Genomic DNA, 17764 nt, shown 5'->3' on the forward strand with positions numbered 1-17764 from the left:
TCCGCGCTTGCGGTGAACGGCGCCCGACGCGGTCGCGATCGCCGACTACTCTTCGCCGCGGGCGCGCGACTCGTAGGCCCTGCGCTGCTCGGCGTCGACGTGGTCGGTGAAGACGTGCTCGCCGCCGAGCGCGCGGTTGAGCCCCTCGGACAGCGCGCGCGGCATGAACTTCTGCGAGGCGATCAGCGCGCCGGCCGTCTTGGTGACCCGCACACGCGGCCTGGGATGCGCCACCAGGTTGACGATCGCCTCGGCGATGTCGGCCGGCTCGGCGTTCTTGATGCCCTTGGCCCCCGACGTGCCGGCGATCAGCTCGGTGTTCACGAACGTCGGCATGACGACCGAGAATTTCACGCCCGTGCTGCGGTATTCGATCCGCGCGGCGTCGGTGAACCCGATCACCGCGTGCTTGCTTGCGCAGTAGGTGGCCGCCCCGGCGATGTAGGTCTCGCCGGCGAGCGAGGCGATGTTGATGACGTGGCCGGATCCGCGGGGCACCATGCGCTGGGCTGCCAGTTTGCTGCCCAGGATCACGCCGTAGACGTTGATGTCGAGGACGCGCCGGGTGACGGCGTCCGGCTCGTCCACGATCCGGCCGAGCGGCATGATGCCGGCGTTGTTGACCAGCACGTCGACCGGGCCGAGCTGGCGCTCGACCTCGTCCAGGAAATCGGAGAACGAGTGCGGGTCGGTGACGTCGAGTTTGCCGTACACGTCCAGGCCGAGCGCGGCGCCGGATTCCTTCACCCGGACCTCGTCGACGTCGCCGATCGCCACCTTGGCACCCAGATTGTGCAACGCGGTGGCGGTGGCCAGCCCGATGCCCCGGGCGCCGCCGGTGATGACGATGACCTTGCCGCGAACCTTCAACCCGACCGATGCCGTGTCTGCCATTTCCCTACCCTCCGAATTCTTGACGGGTGTCAACAGGCGACCCGGTAAGCACAGCACTCGGCGTCGGGCTGCGCAACAACCGTGGATACTGCACCGGTGATCGAGGTGCGCGCGGCGGTCCCCGCCGATGCCGACGAGGTGGCCCGCCTGCACGTGCGGTCGTGGCGGTCGGCGTACCGCGGTCTCGTCGCCGACGAGTACCTGGACAGTCTGACCCCGGAGGCGGTGGTCGATCGGTACGCCTTCGGCCGCGTGGGGTTGCGAATGCCCTCCACCTTGGTCGCCGTCGACGGCCCCGCGATTCGCGGCTTCGCCACCGCGGGCCTGTGTCGCGACGCGGCGTTGCCGAACTTCGGTGAGCTGATGGCTCTTTACGTCGACCCGGCGCACGCGGGTGCGGGGGTGGGCACCCTGTTGCTGGGGGCGGCCCGGTACCGGCTGCGGGCGATCGGCGTGACCGGGGCCGTGTTATGGGTGCTGGACGCCAACGCCCGCGCCCGCCGGTTCTACCAACGAGGCGGCTGGCGGCCCGATGGGGCTTGCCGCACAGAGCATTTCGGTGATGAACCGGCGCGACTGGTGCGTTATCGACTCGAGCCGGTGTAGCGGCGCATCACCAACCCGTCGAGCCCGGAACCCCTTTGAACGGCCCGGTCACCCAGCTGGTGATCCAGCCGCCGTAGAAACCGCCTGGTTGGGGCAGGACGACCTCTCCATTGACCGTGCAGCGGTCGACGTTGGCGGCCATCACCGCGACCGCCCCGGCGATAGCTTCGAATCCCGGCGCCGGACTCAAATAACTCCACGCGGATTTCGGGGCCACGACCCCGCCGGCGAGCAGGTCGTAATAGGTTGCCCTGCCTTTCCATTCGCACCACGAGCTCCCGGACGCCCGGCGCAGCGCGCCGTCGGCGAAAGCCTCGCGCGGGAGGTAATAGGTCGGTGGATGACTCGTCTCGAGCACCCGCCAGGCCCGCCGGGTGGAAGCGACGACTTCCCCACCCAACTCGACGGTGATGGGACCGGTGAACGGCTCGACTCTGGGCGGGCGTGGGTAGTCCCACACCGACTCCTGGCCGGGTGCGGAACGTCCGGATTCAAAACGGCTCATGTGGGTTGCCTCGACTCGTCGGTCACTTCGTACCTCCGGCCAGGCTACGACCAATCTAGGGCCAGTATTCGTTCATCGGCTGGGCGAATTTGTCGTTGTTGGTGAGGCGGGGAAGCTGGAGGGAATCTTCGATGGTGCGCAGCAGGCTGTAGTGGTTGTTGTGGCTGGTGGACACCAAATGACCTTGGCGCATACCCGAATTCGGGGACGGGATGACGATCATCGGGATGTGGTTGCCTTCGTTGCCGTTGGTCAGCGACAGGTTGTTGTAATCCTCGTCCCACGTGATGAAGATGGCGCTGCGTTGCGTCTGGAAGGCGGGCGAATTAACGATCGTCGGCAGTACCTGCCGCAGAAACTGGTCGCCGGCCTTGATGTTGTACTGATGCGATGTCAGCTGGCTGCCCACGAAGCGCAGGTTGACCGGTCCTTCCATGTTGTTGTTTTCGTCGGCGGCGAACCACACGAAGTTCGGGGTGGTGTTGGCCGAGGCGAGATCCGTGGCCAGCCGCGTCAACGGCAGCACATGCGCCTCACACCGCGGGGTGTTGGACACGATGTCGTGGAACGCGAGGAACGGTAGTTCCCCCGGGGTGTATGGGCCGCTCGACGTCTTGGCGCACGGGGTGGGCATGGACTGCTCATAGCTGGCCCACGTCTTGTTGTTCGCCTCGACGGAGTCGGCCAGGTTGGGCGCGTCGAAGCAGTTCAGTTCGCAGTTGTAGTTGGCGCCGAAGTCGGATCCGCCGAGGATCGGGTAGTAATTGGGCAGGCTCGGGTGCGTCAGGGCGAAGTAGTTGGCCCCGTAGCCGTACGAGCTGATGAGGCTGTTGATGTACGGCGCATTGGGGCTGCCCACAACGTCTTTCACGCCATGGTTTTCCATGTACACCAGGAACACGTGGTCCAGTGGCTTGACGGTCGAGTTGGGCGGCGTGGGCAGCGGCGGGGCGGGCAGCGGGGCGCCGACGGTGAACGAGAGGTTGTCGGCATACGAGTGGTTGTACGCGCCGCCCGCCCAGTGGGTGTCCTTGAAGAGGACGGTCACCCGCGCGCTGCGCGTGCCGGCCGGGATTGTCCCGGTGGTGCTGCGCTCGAACAGCTCATTCTGGAATTCCCGCTGGAACACGGAGACCGGCCCGATTTTCCCTGTGCCCAGCGGTAATTGGCTGGCGGCCAGGAAATCCACGGTGGCCGACGCCTCGGACAGCTCCAGCCTGTTGCCGCCGAGCCAGCCGCTGAACGTGTAGGGCACGGTGCCGGTGTCGATGGCCGCCGCGGCACCGCTGAGGTCCACGACCTGGGTGATGGTGGACGACGCCACGTTCCCGCCGCCGAAGTACTGGGCGCCGCCGTCGGGAGGCCCGTGCTGGGCGGACGGAAACGCCAGGAACTTCGGCATGGTCGGCCCGGGCGACCCGAGCGGCGAGGGCAGGCGGACCAGGGTGTTGTATTTGATGACCGTCGGCGTTCCCGTCACGGTCCAGCCGGGCATGGTCACCCCGCTGTATCCCGACAATGACGGGTCACCGAGTTCGGCGCCCGGGTTGACCAACAGGTTCGGACTCATCGGGACCAGGGCGCCCACCTTGGGAGCCGTCAACGTCGAAAGCGCAAGCAGGGCGGTCCCGGCGGCAGCGCCGGCCACACGACCAAGGCGACAAAACATTCAGGCTTCACCTCTGTGATTGGGACGCCGCGCATTTGCTCCGTCGATGGTGAGCTACGCCACGCCGCGCGCCTATGTTCTTGCGCGAATCGATACCCAGCGGTTGCCGTTTGGTGACCGAGTCGGTGAAGCCTTGTCACCGAAATCGTGTACGGCGTTCAGCTGATGGCGAGCCACACCAGGCTGGCGCCGCCGGCCAGCGCGCAGTAAACGGCGAACGGCGTCAGGGTTCGGGTCTGGAAGTACCGCGTCAGGAACCGCACGGCGAGGTAAGCGCACACGAAAGAGGCGATGCTCCCGGCGAGCACCTGGCCGCCGATCCCGGCCGCGCGGGGCCCGAACAGTTCCGGGATCTTGTACACGCCGGCGGCCAGGATGATGGGCGTCGCCAGCAAGAAGGAGAACCGCGCGGCGTCCTCGTGTGACAAGCCGCGCCACAGGCCGGCCACCATGGTGATGCCCGAGCGGCTGATGCCGGGGAGCAGGGCCAGGATTTGCGCGGCACCGATCAGGACGCCGCGGCGCAGGGGGAGTTGGGCCAGGCGGTTGTCGACGGCCTCGCCGCTGTGCGCGGGCTCTTCCCCGGCGGTTTGGTCGTGGTCGGGCGTGGGGGAGACGCGCCGGCGCAGCACCTCGCCCGCGTAGAGGGCGATGCCGTTGAGCAAAAGGAAGATCGCCGCGGGGACGGGCTTGCCGAGCGTGGTGCGGAACGTCCGCTCCAGCGCCAGCCCCGCCAGCCCGACCGGGATCGTGGCGCCCACGATCAGCCAGGCGAGCCGCTCGTCTGCGGTCTGGATGCGTCGATACCGCAACGACGACACGAATCCGGCCACGATGCGGAGCCAGTCCCGCCAGAAGAAGACCAGCAACGCGGCCGCGGTGGCCACGTGCAGGCCGACGATGAATGCGAGGTAGGGCGATTCGGGGGCGGAGACGCTCAGGTCCCGGGCCCATCGACCGCCGACCACCGCCGGCACCAACACGGCGTGCCCGAGGCTGGAGACCGGGAACAGCTCGGTGACGCCCTGGAACGCCCCAACCACCACGGCCTCGATGTAGGTCAGGTGCGCGCTCATAGTGGATGCCTCCGTCGGATCGTTTCGCCCATGGCCTCGCCGATCGGCCTGTGACGATAGCCGACGGCGGGTTGGCCCACCCAATCAGCTTGCCCAGTTGGCCTTTTGGGGGGACAACACGGGGCCGGGCCGGATCAGGCACCTGCGGGTACGGTGTGCTGATGTCCGAGGGGTTGCTCGACGCCGTGCGCGTCCTCGACTTGTCGAGCGGCAATGGTGACGCGGTGACGCGCCTGTTCGCCGACCTGGGCGCCGATGTGCTCAAGGTCGAACCGCCGACCGGAAGCCCGGCGCGCGATGCGCCGCCGACGCTCGCCGGTGCGAGCATTCCCTTCGCCGTGCACAACGCCAACAAGCGCAGCGTGGTGCTGGACCCGTTCGACGAGGACGACTGCGGTGTCTTCCTCGACCTCGCCGCGCAGGCCGACGTCGTCGTGGACGACGGCTTCTACGGGGAGGCCCCCACATTCGGGACGTCGGTCGAGGAGCTGGCCGCCCAGCATCCGCATCTGGTGGTGCTGTCGATCACCGACTTCGGGGCGACGGGCCCGCGGTCGTTGTGGCGGGCCACCGATCCGGTGCTGTACGCGATGTCCGGTTCGCTGTCGCGATCCGGTCCCACCACCGGGACCCCGGTGTTGCCGCCCGACGGAATCGCGTCGTCCACCGCCGCCGTCCAGGCGGCGTGGGCAACTCTGGTTGCCTACTACAACCGATTGCGTTGCGGCACAGGTGAATTCATCGATTTTTCGCGGTTCGACGCCGTCGTCATGTCGCTCGATCCGGCGTTCGGCGCGCACGGCCAGGTCGCCGCCGGCATCCGCCGCACGGGACAGTGGCGGGGCCGCCCGAAGAACCAGGACGCCTACCCGATCTACCCGTGCCAGGACGGGTACGTCCGGCTGTGCGTGATGGCGCCGCGCCAGTGGCGGGGCTTGCGGCGCTGGCTGGGTGAGCCGGCCGATTTCCAAGACCCGAAGTACGACGTGATCGGCGCGCGCTTCGCCGCGTGGCCGCAGATCAGCGAGTTGGTCCAGGCGCTGTTCGCCGGACAGACCATGAAGGAGCTGGTGACCGAGGGGCAGGCCCACGGCGTGCCGATCGCCGCCGTGCTGACGCCGTCGTGGGTGATGGATTCCGAGCATTTCCAGGCGGTGGATGCGGTCACTGATGCGGAGCTGGTCCCGGGGGTGCGCACCCGCGTGCCGACCGGCTACTTCCTCGTCGACGGCCACCACGCGGGTTTCCGCAGTCCGGCCCCGGCGGCGGGGCAGGACGGGCCGGGCTGGCGCGGAAACCCCGCGGTGGTGCAGTCACCGTCGGGCCGCATCGGCGACTATCCGTTTGCCGGCGTGCGCATCCTGGATCTCGGCATCATCGTGGCGGGTGGAGAGCTGAGCCGCCTGTTCGGCGACCTGGGCGCCGAGGTCATCAAGATTGAAAGCCCCGAATACCCGGACGGGCTGCGGCAGGCCCGCGCCGGCGACGCCATGAGCGAGTCGTTCGCCTGGACGCACCGCAATCACCTGGCGATGGGCCTGGATCTGCGCAGTCCCGCCGGCAAGGAGATCTTCACCCGGCTCGTCGCGGAATCCGACGCCGTCTTCGCCAACTTCAAGCCGGGAACGCTTACCGCGCTTGGCTTTTCCTACGACAACCTGCGCGCGGTGAATCCGCGCATCGTGCTCGCCGAGAGCAGCGCATACGGCGATCGGGGTCCGTGGAGCACGCGCATGGGCTACGGCCCCCTGGTTCGCGCGGCCACCGGCGTGACCCGGCTGTGGACGGGCGACGCTCCGGAGGCGCACGACAGTGGCGCCCGGCACCACTTCTACGACGCGACCACGATCTTCCCGGACCACGTGGTGGGACGGATCACCGCGATCGCGGCGCTGGCCGCGCTGATCCACCGCCATCGCTCGGGCGGCGGGTCGCACGTGCACATCTCGCAGGCCGAAGCCGTCGTCAATCAACTCGACACCCTGTACGTCACCCAGGCCGCGCTGGCCGCGGGCGTGCCGCGAATCTCCGATGACACCAGCTTGCACGCCGTCTATCCGTGCGCCGGGGACGACGAATGGTGCGTGATCTCGATCGGCTCCGATGAGGAATGGCGTTGCGCCGCAGGCGTTTTCCATCACCCCGAATGGGCCGACGATCCGCGCTTCGCCACCGGCGAGGCGCGGCTGGCGAACCGGCGCGAGTTGGTCGGTTTGGTGTCGGCGTGGACCCGGACGCGCACGCCGGTGCGCGCAGCCCAACTACTGCAGTCCTCGGGGGTCGCGGCCGGACCGATGAACCGGCCGCCCGACGTGCTGGAGGACCCGCAGCTGGTCGAGCGAAAACTGTATGCCGAGATGCTGCATCCCCTCGTCGAACGCCCGCTGCCCGCGGAGACGGGCCCGGCGCCGTTCCACCACATCCCGCCGGCCCCGCAGCGCCCGGCCCCCGTGCCGGGCCAGGACACCGTCGACGTCTGCCGACGGGTGCTCGGCATGAGCCCTCCGGAGATCGACCGGCTCGCCGCCGAGGGCGTGCTGTTCGGGCCGCCGTGACGCGCGGCGAACGCGCCCCGCGCGACCCGCCGGATCGATAGCCACGCTAAGTTCGACCCATGACCGTCGACCCCAGGACACCGGTGCTGATCGGCTACGGCCAGGTCAACCACCGCGACGAGATCGACCCGGACAAGCGGTCCGTGGAGCCGATGGACCTGATGGCGGCCGCGGCCCGGCAGGCCGCCGATTCGCGGGTGATCGAGGCCGTGGATTCCATCCGCGTGGTGAACATCCTCTCGGCGCAGTACCGGGACCCTGGGCTGCTGCTCGGACAGCGGATCGGCGCGAGCGACTTCACCACCCTCTACAGCCCCGTCGGCGGCAACGTGCCGCAGTCCCTGGTCAACCAGGCATGCCTGGACATCCAGCGGGGCCGTGCCCAGGTGGTGCTGCTCGCCGGCGCCGAGACCTGGCGCACCCGCCGGGGGCTGCGGGCCCAAGGCGGCAAGCTCGAGTGGACGATCCAGGACGACTCGGTGCCGATGGCCGAGGTCAGCGGCGACGACGTCCCGATGGCCGGCGACGCGGAGATCAGGATCCGGCTGGACCGTCCGGCCTATGTCTACCCACTGTTCGAGCAGGCGCTGCGGATCGCCAACGGCGAGCCCGTCGAGCGGCACCGCAGGCGCATCGGCGAGCTGTGGGCCCGCTTCAACGCCGTCGCGGTCGACAATCCACACGCGTGGATCCGCAAGCCGGTGACCGCCGAGGAGATCTGTGAGCCCGGCCCGCAGAACAGGATGATCAGCTGGCCCTACACCAAGCTGATGAACTCCAACAACATGGTCGATCAGGGCGCCGCGCTCGTCTTGACCTCGGTGGAGCAGGCCCGGCGACTGCAGGTCCCCGCGGACCGCTGGATCTACCCGCAGGCGGGCACCGACGCGCACGACACCTCGGCCATCGCCGAGCGCGACGAGCTGCATCGTTCTCCGGCCATCCGGATCGCCGGCGGCCGCGCGCTGGAGCTGGCGGGCCTGGGCATCGACGACATCGACTATGTCGACCTGTACTCCTGCTTTCCCTCGGCCGTCCAGGTCGCGGCGGCCGAACTCGGGCTTGCCGTCGACGACCCCGCCCGCCCGCTCACGGTCACCGGGGGGCTGACGTTTGCCGGCGGCCCGTGGAGCAACTACGTGATGCACTCCATCGCCACCATGGCGGAGTTGCTGGTGGCCAACCCCGGGCGACGCGGACTGATCACCGCCAACGGCGGCTACCTGACCAAGCACAGCTTCGGCGTGTACGGCACCGAGCCGCCCACCGAATTCCGTTGGGAGGACGCGCAACCGGCGGTCGACCGCGAGCCGACTTGTGCCGGCCTGGTGGAATGGGAAGGCGTCGGCAAGGTGGAGGCGTGGACGACGCCGTTCGACCGCGAGGGACGACCGGAGAAGGCCTTCCTGGCCGTGCGCACGCCCGACGGCTCGCGGACCCTGGCGGTGATTACCGATAGTGCCGCGGCGCAGGCCACGGTGCGGGAAGACATCGGCGGCGCCAAGGTTTCCGTCGCCGCAGACGGCAGCGCCGCGCTGCAATAACCGCCTTCGCCGGGTCTACTGGCGTTTGCTCAGTAACGGTCGCGTAGGTCATGCCGGCTGCCTATTGTTTAGTTTTGAGGTCGGGGGAGGTGAGCCCAGGTGCAGATCCTGGTTACCGACGCCACCGGCGCACTCGGGCGGCTGGTTGCACGGCAGCTGATCGCTGCCGGGCACACGGTCAGCGGCATTGCCGAGCGCCCGCATCCCTGCCTGGATCCCAGCGTCGAATTCGTTTGCGCATCGCTGAGCGACCCCGTCCTGCGTGAGCTCGCCGACGACGCCGACGCGGTGGTTCACCTGGCCCCGGTCGATACGACCGCGCCCGGCAGCTCCGATCTCGAGGGCCTCGCGCACGTGACCGACGTCGCCGCCCGCGCAGGTGCCCGGCTGCTGTTCGTGTCCCAGGCCGCGGGCCGGCCCGAGCTGTACCGGCCGGCCGAGGACCTGGTCGCCACCAGTTGGGGCCCCAGCCTGGTGGTCCGGATCGCCCCGCCGGTCGGCCGCCAGCTCGACTGGATGGTGTGCCGCACCGTGGCCACGCTCCTGCGCACCAAAGTCTCGGCGGAGCCGATGCGGGTGTTGCACGTCGAGGACCTGGTTCGCTTTCTGGTGGCGTCGCTGAACACCGACCGCACGGGTGTGGTGGACCTCGCCTCGCCCGACACCGTCAACGTCGTCACCGCGTGGCGCTTGCTGCGGTCCGCCGACCCGCGATCGCGGTTGAACCGGGTGCGCAGCTGGCCGCAGCTCATCCCGGACATGGACATCGCCGGGGTGCGAGAGGATTGGTCGTTCGAGTTCGGCTGGCAGGCGCTCGAAGCGGTCGCCGACACCGCCCGCGGCCTCGTCGGCCGCCAGATCGCCGCCGCGGGCGCCACCGGGCACGGTCGCCAGGTGGCCCTTCCGGTCGAGGTGGTCCCGCGCCCCGGCCCCTCTGGCGACGAGCGCAGCGCGGCGCCCGAGGGCGTCGAGGGCGAATTCGACGACCGGATCGACCCCCGCTTCCCGATCTTCAGTGCGGGCAACCTCGCCGAGGCGCTGCCCGGGCCGCTCACCCCCATCACGCTGGACGTCCAGCTGAACGGACTGCGCACGGCGAATCGGATGCTGGGCCACGTTCTGGCGCTCGGCGGCGTGGTCGGCGACGAGTGGGCAAACCGGGCCATCGCCGTGTTCGGTCACCGGCCCTACGTCGGGGTGTCGGTCAACATGGTCGCCGCCGCGCAGCTGCCCGGCTGGGACCAGGACGCCGTCGCCCGGGACGCGCTGGTGGGCCGGCCGCATGTGGGGGACCCCCTGCCGTTCGGGGAGCCCGCGCTGGCCGGCGGGGCCCTGGGGTCGATCGCCAAAGCCGTCGTCGCGGGCCGGTCGCTGGCGCTCCTGCGCCATCTCAAGTCCGACACCCGCGCTTACTGCGCGGCCGCCGAAACCGAACACCTCGACGCGGCGCAGCTGGCGTCGCTGCCCGATGCCGGCCTGGAGGTTCGGATCGGCTTGCTTCGTGACCGCATTCATCAGGGCTGGATCCTGACCGCGTTATGGCTGATCGACAGCGGTGTCACCGCGGCAGCGCTGGAGCGGAGCAACGCGGCGCGCGGTGTGCCCGGGGTGGGCATGATCATGGAAAGCAGCATCGTGGCGTCCGAAACGGCCCAGCTGGCCGCCGTGCTGCGGGCCGACCCGCCGCTGTGTGCGCTGGCCCAGGAGGGCAACCTCGCCAGCATCCGCGCGTTGTCTCCCACGACCGCGGCCGCCGTGGACGCGACCGTCGCCCGCATCGCGCATCGCGGGCCCGGTGAGGCGGAGCTGGCCAGCCGAACGTACGCCGACGACCCGACGATGCTGCTGACGGCCGCCGGGGAAGTCGCCGTGGCCGCCGCCGCGTCGACCGAGCCGGCGTCGCCGACGCTGGCCCAGCGGCTCACCACCAACGCCCGCGACTCCCGCGAGCTCGCTCATGACGCCACCCTGCGCTTCACCCATCAGCTTCGAATCACGTTGCGGGAGTTGGGTTCTCGCCGAGCCGCCGCGGACCTTTTCGACGTAGCCGAGGACGTGTACTACCTGACCTGTGACGAGCTGGTCAGCATGCCCGGCGACGCCCGGTTGCGGATCAAACGTCGCCGCGCCGAGCGGGACCGGTTGCAGGCGCAGCGCCCGCCCGAGGTCATCGACGGGGCGTGGGCCCCCGTCGACCAGATCTCCGATTAACCCAGCAGTTCGCGCAGGTACAGCGCGTTGCGCACCGCGTGGCCGCCCAGGTCGTTGTTGAAATACATCCACACGTCTTTGCCGTCGTCGCTCCACGCGATGATTCGCTCCGCCCACTCCCGCAGCTGGTCGTTGGAGTAGGAGCCGGCATAGATCGCGTCCTGATCCGGACCGTGCATGCGCACGTACACCAGATCGGTGGTGGCGCGCGGCACGCACGCCAGTCCGGCGCCGCTCATCACCACGTAGGCGGCGCGGCGCCGTTCCAGCAACTCGTAGACGCCCTCGTGGTTCCAGGACGGGTGGCGCAGCTCGACGGCCACCCGGATCGACTCCGGCACGGCCTCCAGAAAGGCGTCCAGGCGCGCGTCGTCGCGCTGCTGCTCGGGGTGCAGCTGCACGAGTAGCACCCCGCGGCGATCACCGAGCAGTTCCCAACAACGCTCGAAGCGCTCGATCCACGTGCCGAACGACGCCAGGCGACGGTAGTGCGTCAGTCCTCGATGCGCCTTGACGGACATCTTGAAGCCGTCCGGCAGCTTGTCGCGCCATCCCGCGAAGGTCGTATCCTTCGGCCACCGATAGAAGCTCGCGTTCAGCTCGACGGTGTCGAACACCTCGACGTAGCGCGCCAGCCGGCGCGCGGCGGGCAGGCCCGGCGGGTACAGCACGTCCGCCCAATGGTTGTACGACCACCCGGAGGTACCGATGCGGACGGTCAACCGGTCACCTGCCGACGCACGCCGTCGTCCAGCGACACCCTGATGAGCGCGGCGGCGAGCCTCGCATTGGCCTGCGGCGCAAGGGCTCCCAGCCTTGCCGGTTGTGCGGGCAGACCCAGTTGCTTGGCCGCGGCGGTGGCGCGGTCGTCGAAATACGGCCGCAGCCAGGTCCAGACGTCCTGCACCTCGCGCAAGAAGATGTCGGCGCCGGTGTCCCCAATTCCCTTGAACTGCTTGAGCAATCGTTTCGCCGAGGGAGCGTCGTGTTGGCTGCGTTCGGCCAGCGCGCGCAGATCGCCGGAATATTCGTCGCGCACGCGCTGGGCCATGTCGGTGAGCCGGGTGGCCGAACTTTCGTCGTAGCGCACGTAGTGGGCCCGGCCGAAGGCGTCGATCATGGTCTGCCGGTCGGCGTCCAGCACGGCCGCGGGGGTGCGCAGACCCGTCTCGAACAGCTCCCGCCCGGCCGCCATGGCGATGGCGGCATCGATCGGCTTGCTGGCCAGCATGCACACCACCAGCAGCTGAAATAACGGCATCGGCTTGTCGCCGAGCTTGATTCGCGCCTCGGCCGCGTAGGTGGTGCCGGCGACGTCGAGCAGTCGTCGCACCAGTCGCTCGCGGTTCGGCATACCCGACCACGTACCCGCACCGGGTGTCAGCAAACCGCGCCGGTCACTTGGCGGGCAGGCTGCGCGCGTAGCCGACGCCGCGCGTCACCCAGCTCTGCAGCTGGCGTTTGGTGCGCACGCCTGCGGCGCCCACCCGCACCCAGCCGCGGACGTCGCGGCCTGCCATCACCATGGGGCTGACGTGGTCTCGCTGCAGCACTTTGTCGAGGTCGTCCTTCGGGACCCTGACCAGCAGACCGCCCTGGCCGCTGACCGCCACGGACATGTTGCCGTTGACCAGGAACGCAAGGCCGCCGAACATGCGCTTCTCCTCGATGCCGTGCTCGGAGGCCACGAGCTCGCGGATTTCGTTCGCCAGGTCTTCGTCGTAGGCCATGCGGCGCGTCAGTCCAGATCCACCCGAATGGTCAGCAAGTCGCTGCCCATCAGGCGCACCACCGCGCTGTTGAGCCGCGGCAGGTCACCCAGCCGGCGCAGGGGGTCGTCGTCGGGCAGTAGATGCGCGGTGCCGCTGCGCCATTGGCCGCCGATGCGCACCCGAACGGCGGGATTGGCCTTGATGTTGCGGACGTAGTCGGAGTGTTCGCCGTGTTCGGAGACCATCCAGAACTGATTGCCGACCAGGCGCCCGCCGACGGCGGTGCGCCGCGGCCTGCCGCTCTTGCGGCCGGTGGTTTCCAAGCTGATTCCGGGCATTTGCCGGCCCACCGGGTTGACGAGCAACCGCTGCACGCGGTGGACCACTTGGCGTTTGAGACTCACGGGTCCATTCAACGCCGAGCGTGCCGCCGCTGTCACCGTGCAACGAAACAGCCGCCCCCTTTCGGGGGCGGCTGCACGTCGTTAGCTACCGGATTTTAACGCGGAGAGCCGACGTTTCCGCCGACGCTGCCGCCGGCGTTGGCACCGCCGACGGGTGTGTACGCCTGGAACCCGGTAGACGTCTGGACGCCCCACTGACCGAGGTCAGGGTTGAACACGACCGGAAGCTGGGCTCCGTCCGGGTCACCCACTGGCGGGACCCAGGTGGCCGGTAGGCCGTAGCGGCCCGGGTCGTTGTAGTGCCCCGGCGGCGGGAAGTTGTCGTGTCCCGGGGGAAGCGGGCTGCCAGGCGCGTTGCAGTTGACGCCCGGCGCGCCGGGGTTACAGATCGGCTGTCCCGGCACATGCTGGCCCGGCAGGTCATCCCGGTCGCCGCCCGGGACGTTCGGACCCGGAATGCCCGGATTCGGCACATTCGGGCCATCCGGGCCGGCTTGTGCGATGCCGGCGCCGATGCCGAGCGCCGCGGACGTAATGGTTCCGGCCATGATTGTGCCGGCTGTGATTTTGCTCAGATTCATCAGTGAACCCCCTTGTCGAGCAGTTTGGCTGCCTGAACAGCAGCTGAACCAATTGACTTGGTGATTCGCTCACCCCACCGCCCTCATCGGGCAGTCGAACCTCCAACCCCGCAGATACCCGGGTGTCGGACGTCGAAAACCTCTTCGCCGTATTTGCTGGCCTCACGCAGGCCGGGGGGCGGGAACGCCGACGGCGCGCAACACCCATTCACGCGGGACCGAGAAACTCAGCGACCGACGGGGGAGGGTGGTCAGCACCGGCTCCGGAATCGCCGTCTTGTAGTGCAGCGACAGCGGACCCGAGAAGGCGGGATCGACCTGGCCGACGGCGACGTTGACCGCTATTCCGGTCGACGAGATCTCGGCTCCAACCGGGCCCTCCTGCGGAGCATCCCAGCGCTGGTCGATGGCCCGCCCGGCGAGCTTGGGCACCGTGGACAGCGTGCCGAGCACCCGCTGGGAGGTGAGCACGAGGGAGCCGACGTAACTGCGGACGCTGCCCTTGGAAACGAGCCCCGGCACCGAGCCGCCGAACCGGAAGGTGACGGGGACGTATTCGGCCAGCAGGAGGATCCCCTCCGGTTCGACCTCTGCTCTCATGTCGGCGGGAAGGTTGCCAATGCGTAGCAACCTTCGCAAGATCACAGCCATTCACGGACCTTAACGCGGTTGGCCGGGATGCGCGCGAGTTTGCTGCGCATCCCGGCCAAGCTCAGCTCAAGCGGCGGCCGTCGCGGTCTGCGCGACCGGTTCCAGCGCCTGAGCAACGATGTCGGCGACATCGGTCATCGGCCGCACGTTGAGCGCGCCGAGCACCTCGGCCGGCACGTCATCCAGATCCGGCTCGTTGCGCGACGGGATGAAGACGGTCGAGAGGCCGGCCCGCTGGGCCGCCAGCAACTTCTGCTTCACGCCGCCGATCGGCAACACCCGGCCGTTCAGCGTGACCTCGCCGGTCATGCCGACATCTGAGCGGACCTGCCGTCCGGTGGCCATCGACACCAGGGCGGTCACCATGGTGACGCCGGCCGACGGGCCGTCCTTGGGCACCGCGCCGGCGGGCACGTGGACGTGAATGCGCCGGTCCAGGGCCTTGGGGTCGACGCCCAGCTCGGTGGCGTGGGAGCGCACGTAGGACAGCGCGATCTGCGCCGACTCCTTCATCACGTCACCCAACTGACCGGTGAGCTGCAAGCCCGCCTCGCCGTCCGTTGCGCCGGCTTCGATGTAGAGCACGTCGCCGCCCAGGCCCGTGACGGCCAGGCCGGTGGCCACGCCCGGCACGGCCGTGCGTTCGGCCGATTCCGGGGTGAACCGCGGACGACCCAGGTAGTCGACCAGATCCGGCTCGTCGATCGTGATCGGCTCGGGGGCCTCGGCCAGCTTGGTGGTCACCTTGCGGAGTGCCTTGGCCAGCAGCCGCTCGAACTGCCGCACGCCGGGCTCCCGCGTGTAATCGGCGGCGATCTTGCGCAACGCGGCGTCGGTCAGCGTCACCTCGTCCTCGGTCAGCGCCGCCCGCTCCCGCTGCCGTGGCAGCAGGTAGTCCCGCGCGATGGCGACCTTGTCGTCCTCGGTGTAGCCGTCGATAGCCACCAGCTCCATGCGGTCCAGCAGGGCCGACGGGATGTTCTCGATCACGTTGGCGGTGGCCAGGAACACCACATCGGACAGGTCCAGGTCCAGATCCAGGTAGTGGTCGCGGAACGTGTGGTTCTGCGCCGGGTCGAGCACCTCGAGCAGCGCAGCGCTCGGGTCGCCCCGATAGTCGGATCCGACCTTGTCGATTTCGTCCAGCAGCACAACGGGATTCATGGTCCCGGCCTCGCCGATCGCCCGCACGATCCGGCCCGGCAGCGCGCCCACATAGGTGCGGCGGTGTCCGCGGATCTCGGCCTCGTCGCGCACACCGCCCAGGGCGACGCGCACGAACTTGCGGCCCAGCGCCCTGGCGACGCTCTCGCCCAGCGACGTCTTGCCGACGCCGGGGGGACCGGCCAGCACCATCACCGCGCCGGAGCCGCGGCCGCCGACCACCTGCAGCCCGCGCTGAGCGCGGCGGGCCCGCACGGCCAGGTACTCGACGATGCGGTCTTTGACGTCGTCCAGCCCGTGGTGGTCGGCGTCCAGAACGCCGCGCGCGGCCTTCAGATCCGTCGAGTCCTCGGTCCTGACGTTCCAGGGCAGGTCGAGCACGGTGTCCAGCCAGGTGCGGATCCAGCCGCTCTCCGGGCTCTGGTCGCTTGACCGTTCCAGCTTGCCGACCTCACGCAGCGCGGCCTCCCGCACCTTCTCGGGCAACTCCGCGGCCTCGACACGCGCCCGGTAGTCATCGGAGCCGTCGGGCTCGCCTTCCCCGAGTTCCTTGCGGATGGCCGCCAGCTGCTGGCGCAGCAGGAACTCCTTCTGCGTTTTCTCCATGCCCTCGCGCACGTCCTCGGCGATCTTGTCGTTGACCTCGACCTCCGCCAGGTGGGCGCTGGTCCAGTCGATCAGGACCCGCAACCGCTCGGCGACGTCGACGGTCTCGACCAGCTGCCGCTTCTGCTCGCTGGACAGGTAGGACGCGTACCCGGAGGTGTCCGCCAGGGCCGACGGGTCGGTCAGCCGGTTGACGTAGTCGATGATCTCCCAGGCCTCGCGCCGCTGCAGCATGGCCAGCAGCAGCTTCTTGTACTCCGCTGTCAGCGCCTTGATCTCGTCCGTCGTCTCCGCCTCGGGGACCTCGGTCACCTCGACCCACAGCGCCGCGCCGGGCCCGGACGCTCCGGTCCCGATCTGCGCCCTGCGTTCGCCGCGGACCACGGCCGCGGTGCCCCCGCCCGCGATGCGGCCGACCTGCAGGATCTTCGCGATCACACCGTGCGACGGGTAGCGGTCGTCGAGCCGGGGCGCGATCAGCAGCTGCCCCGATTCGCTCGCCTGAGCGGCGTCGATCGCCGCGCGCGCGGTGTCGTCGAGCGCGATCGGCACGACCATTCCGGGCAACACGATGGTGTCAGTGACGAACAGCACCGGCACCGATTTGGCTTCAGCCATCAATCCTCCAAAATCTGAGTCTGATGCGCTCAACCCAGCCCGGTGCCGGTTTGTTCCCGGGCGTGGTTTCGCCACGAGCGTGCGGCTGGCCGCACGCTCGAAGTCCAACGTGCGGCCAGCCGCACGTTCGGGACGCGGGTGCGCCGCCGTTACGCTGGCGGCGAAATGGGCCCGAACCGCCGCAATTGGGTCACGTGCTGTGGCGAAAGCTCTTCGAGGCAGGTGACACCGAGAAGCCCCATCGTCCGGATGATCCCGCTCTGGAGGATCTCGATGGCGCGGGTCACCCCCGCCTCGCCACCGGCCATCAGCCCGTACAGGTAGGCGCGCCCGATCAGCGTGCACCGCGCACCCAGCGCGATCGCCGCGACGATGTCGGCGCCCGACATGATGCCGGTGTCGACCAGGATCTCGGTGTGCTTGCCCAGCTCACGGGCCACGGTGGGCAGCAGGTGAAAGGGTACCGGGGCCCGATCCAGTTGCCGCCCCCCATGATTCGACAAGACGAGGCCGTCGACGCCGCGATCGACGACGGCGCGGGCGTCCTCGAGCGTCTGGATGCCCTTGACCACCAACTTGCCCGGCCACTGAGCCTTGATCCACTCGAGGTCGTCGAAGGTCAGGCTGGGGTCGAACATCGTGCTGAGGTACTCGCCGACGGTGCCCGACCAGCGATCCAGCGATGCGAAGGACAGCGGCTCGGTGGTCAGCAGGTCGAACCACCACTTCGGGTGCGGCACCGCGTCCAGCACGGTGCGCAGCGTCAGCGTCGGCGGGATGGTCATTCCGTTGCGGTTGTCACGTAGCCGCGCGCCCGCGACCGGGACGTCGACGGTGGCCAGCAGGGTGTCGAACCCCGCGTCGGCCGCGCGCTTCACCAGCGCCATCGAGCGGTCGCGGTCGCGCCACATGTAAAGCTGAAACCACTTGCGCCCCTGGGGAACAGCGGTCACCAGGTCTTCGATCGC

Annotated in this window: 16 protein-coding genes; 4 read left to right on the forward strand and 12 right to left on the reverse strand. The window is 69.2% G+C overall.

Features of this window, described 5'->3' with window-relative positions; translation table 11 throughout:
• Positions 1 to 45: 45 nt before the first annotated feature.
• Positions 46 to 894, reverse strand: a complete 849-nt coding sequence (locus A5701_RS25460) for an SDR family oxidoreductase (RefSeq protein ID WP_067760766.1) — start codon at positions 892 to 894, stop codon at positions 46 to 48.
• Between the two features lie 96 nt (positions 895 to 990).
• On the opposite strand from A5701_RS25460, the gene A5701_RS25465 reads away from it, so the two are divergent.
• Positions 991 to 1500, forward strand: coding sequence for a GNAT family N-acetyltransferase (locus tag A5701_RS25465; protein WP_067760769.1), 510 nt, complete (start codon positions 991 to 993; stop codon positions 1498 to 1500).
• Between the two features lie 7 nt (positions 1501 to 1507).
• Here A5701_RS25465 and A5701_RS25470 read toward each other — a convergent pair whose 3' ends face one another.
• From A5701_RS25470 to A5701_RS25480, 3 genes are all read right to left on the reverse strand, one after another.
• Entirely contained in the window at positions 1508 to 2005 is a 498-nt protein-coding gene (locus A5701_RS25470; RefSeq protein ID WP_067760771.1) for a DUF427 domain-containing protein, read from the reverse strand.
• A gap of 55 nt (positions 2006 to 2060) precedes the next feature.
• Positions 2061 to 3653, reverse strand: a complete 1593-nt coding sequence (locus tag A5701_RS25475) for an alkaline phosphatase family protein (RefSeq protein ID WP_231969145.1) — start codon at positions 3651 to 3653, stop codon at positions 2061 to 2063.
• A gap of 179 nt (positions 3654 to 3832) precedes the next feature.
• The gene (locus A5701_RS25480; protein ID WP_067760775.1) at positions 3833 to 4750 is read right to left on the reverse strand and encodes an undecaprenyl-diphosphate phosphatase; all 918 of its coding nucleotides are present in this window, start codon (positions 4748 to 4750) and stop codon (positions 3833 to 3835) included.
• Positions 4751 to 4911: 161 nt separating this feature from the next.
• Between A5701_RS25480 and A5701_RS25485 the strand changes: the two genes are divergently transcribed.
• From A5701_RS25485 to A5701_RS25495, 3 genes are all read left to right on the forward strand, one after another.
• Positions 4912 to 7305 carry a CaiB/BaiF CoA transferase family protein gene (locus A5701_RS25485; RefSeq protein WP_369807450.1) on the forward strand — a complete coding sequence of 798 codons (2394 nt, stop codon included), beginning with the start codon at positions 4912 to 4914 and terminating at the stop codon, positions 7303 to 7305.
• Between the two features lie 59 nt (positions 7306 to 7364).
• Entirely contained in the window at positions 7365 to 8849 is a 1485-nt protein-coding gene (locus A5701_RS25490; RefSeq protein WP_067760779.1) for an acetyl-CoA acetyltransferase, read from the forward strand.
• A gap of 99 nt (positions 8850 to 8948) precedes the next feature.
• On the forward strand, positions 8949 to 11060 hold the full coding sequence (locus tag A5701_RS25495) for an NAD(P)H-binding protein (protein WP_067760781.1): 2112 nt from the start codon (positions 8949 to 8951) through the stop codon (positions 11058 to 11060).
• On the opposite strand, the gene A5701_RS25500 is transcribed toward A5701_RS25495, so the two are convergent.
• The 8 genes from A5701_RS25500 to A5701_RS25535 all read right to left on the reverse strand — a co-directional run.
• On the reverse strand, positions 11057 to 11782 hold the full coding sequence (locus tag A5701_RS25500) for a DUF72 domain-containing protein (RefSeq protein ID WP_067760783.1): 726 nt from the start codon (positions 11780 to 11782) through the stop codon (positions 11057 to 11059). The two genes, A5701_RS25495 and A5701_RS25500, sit on opposite strands and share 4 nt — an antisense overlap.
• Positions 11779 to 12414 carry an endonuclease gene (locus A5701_RS25505; protein WP_067760785.1) on the reverse strand — a complete coding sequence of 212 codons (636 nt, stop codon included), beginning with the start codon at positions 12412 to 12414 and terminating at the stop codon, positions 11779 to 11781. The genes A5701_RS25500 and A5701_RS25505 overlap by 4 nt, the downstream gene beginning before the upstream one ends.
• A gap of 43 nt (positions 12415 to 12457) precedes the next feature.
• On the reverse strand, positions 12458 to 12790 hold the full coding sequence (locus A5701_RS25510; protein ID WP_067760787.1) for a TfoX/Sxy family protein: 333 nt from the start codon (positions 12788 to 12790) through the stop codon (positions 12458 to 12460).
• A gap of 8 nt (positions 12791 to 12798) precedes the next feature.
• Positions 12799 to 13176: a nitroreductase family deazaflavin-dependent oxidoreductase gene (locus A5701_RS25515; RefSeq protein ID WP_067760789.1), complete on the reverse strand. Its 378-nt coding sequence runs from the start codon at positions 13174 to 13176 to the stop codon at positions 12799 to 12801.
• Positions 13177 to 13271: 95 nt separating this feature from the next.
• Positions 13272 to 13757, reverse strand: coding sequence for a hypothetical protein (locus tag A5701_RS29105; protein WP_067760795.1), 486 nt, complete (start codon positions 13755 to 13757; stop codon positions 13272 to 13274).
• A gap of 162 nt (positions 13758 to 13919) precedes the next feature.
• Positions 13920 to 14408 (reverse strand): hypothetical protein, encoded by a 489-nt coding sequence (locus A5701_RS25525; protein ID WP_067760797.1) that lies wholly within the window; start codon positions 14406 to 14408, stop codon positions 13920 to 13922.
• Positions 14409 to 14474: 66 nt separating this feature from the next.
• Complete coding sequence (gene lon, locus A5701_RS25530) at positions 14475 to 16796, reverse strand: endopeptidase La (protein WP_067760799.1); 2322 nt, start codon at positions 16794 to 16796, stop codon at positions 14475 to 14477.
• 149 nt (positions 16797 to 16945) lie between these two features.
• A partial coding sequence (locus A5701_RS25535; protein ID WP_067760801.1) for an alpha-hydroxy acid oxidase occupies positions 16946 to 17764 on the reverse strand: 819 nt, incomplete at its 5' end.

The sequence above is a fragment of the Mycobacterium sp. E3305 genome, from assembly GCF_001666785.1.
In the GTDB taxonomy this organism is placed as follows: domain Bacteria; phylum Actinomycetota; class Actinomycetes; order Mycobacteriales; family Mycobacteriaceae; genus Mycobacterium.

What these genes read in the sequence shown, in the direction of transcription:
- A5701_RS25480 (WP_067760775.1), bottom strand. Translation starts at nt 4,750, where the DNA reads ATGAGCGCGCACCTGACCTACATCGAGGCCGTGGTGGTTGGGGCGTTC.
- A5701_RS25460 (WP_067760766.1), bottom strand. Translation starts at nt 894, where the DNA reads ATGGCAGACACGGCATCGGTCGGGTTGAAGGTTCGCGGCAAGGTCATC.
- A5701_RS25505 (WP_067760785.1), bottom strand. Translation starts at nt 12,414, where the DNA reads ATGCCGAACCGCGAGCGACTGGTGCGACGACTGCTCGACGTCGCCGGC.
- A5701_RS25485 (WP_369807450.1), top strand. Translation starts at nt 4,912, where the DNA reads ATGTCCGAGGGGTTGCTCGACGCCGTGCGCGTCCTCGACTTGTCGAGC.
- A5701_RS25525 (WP_067760797.1), bottom strand. Translation starts at nt 14,408, where the DNA reads ATGGCTGTGATCTTGCGAAGGTTGCTACGCATTGGCAACCTTCCCGCC.
- A5701_RS25510 (WP_067760787.1), bottom strand. Translation starts at nt 12,790, where the DNA reads ATGGCCTACGACGAAGACCTGGCGAACGAAATCCGCGAGCTCGTGGCC.
- A5701_RS25470 (WP_067760771.1), bottom strand. Translation starts at nt 2,005, where the DNA reads ATGAGCCGTTTTGAATCCGGACGTTCCGCACCCGGCCAGGAGTCGGTG.
- A5701_RS25490 (WP_067760779.1), top strand. Translation starts at nt 7,365, where the DNA reads ATGACCGTCGACCCCAGGACACCGGTGCTGATCGGCTACGGCCAGGTC.
- A5701_RS29105 (WP_067760795.1), bottom strand. Translation starts at nt 13,757, where the DNA reads ATGAATCTGAGCAAAATCACAGCCGGCACAATCATGGCCGGAACCATT.
- lon (WP_067760799.1), bottom strand. Translation starts at nt 16,796, where the DNA reads ATGGCTGAAGCCAAATCGGTGCCGGTGCTGTTCGTCACTGACACCATC.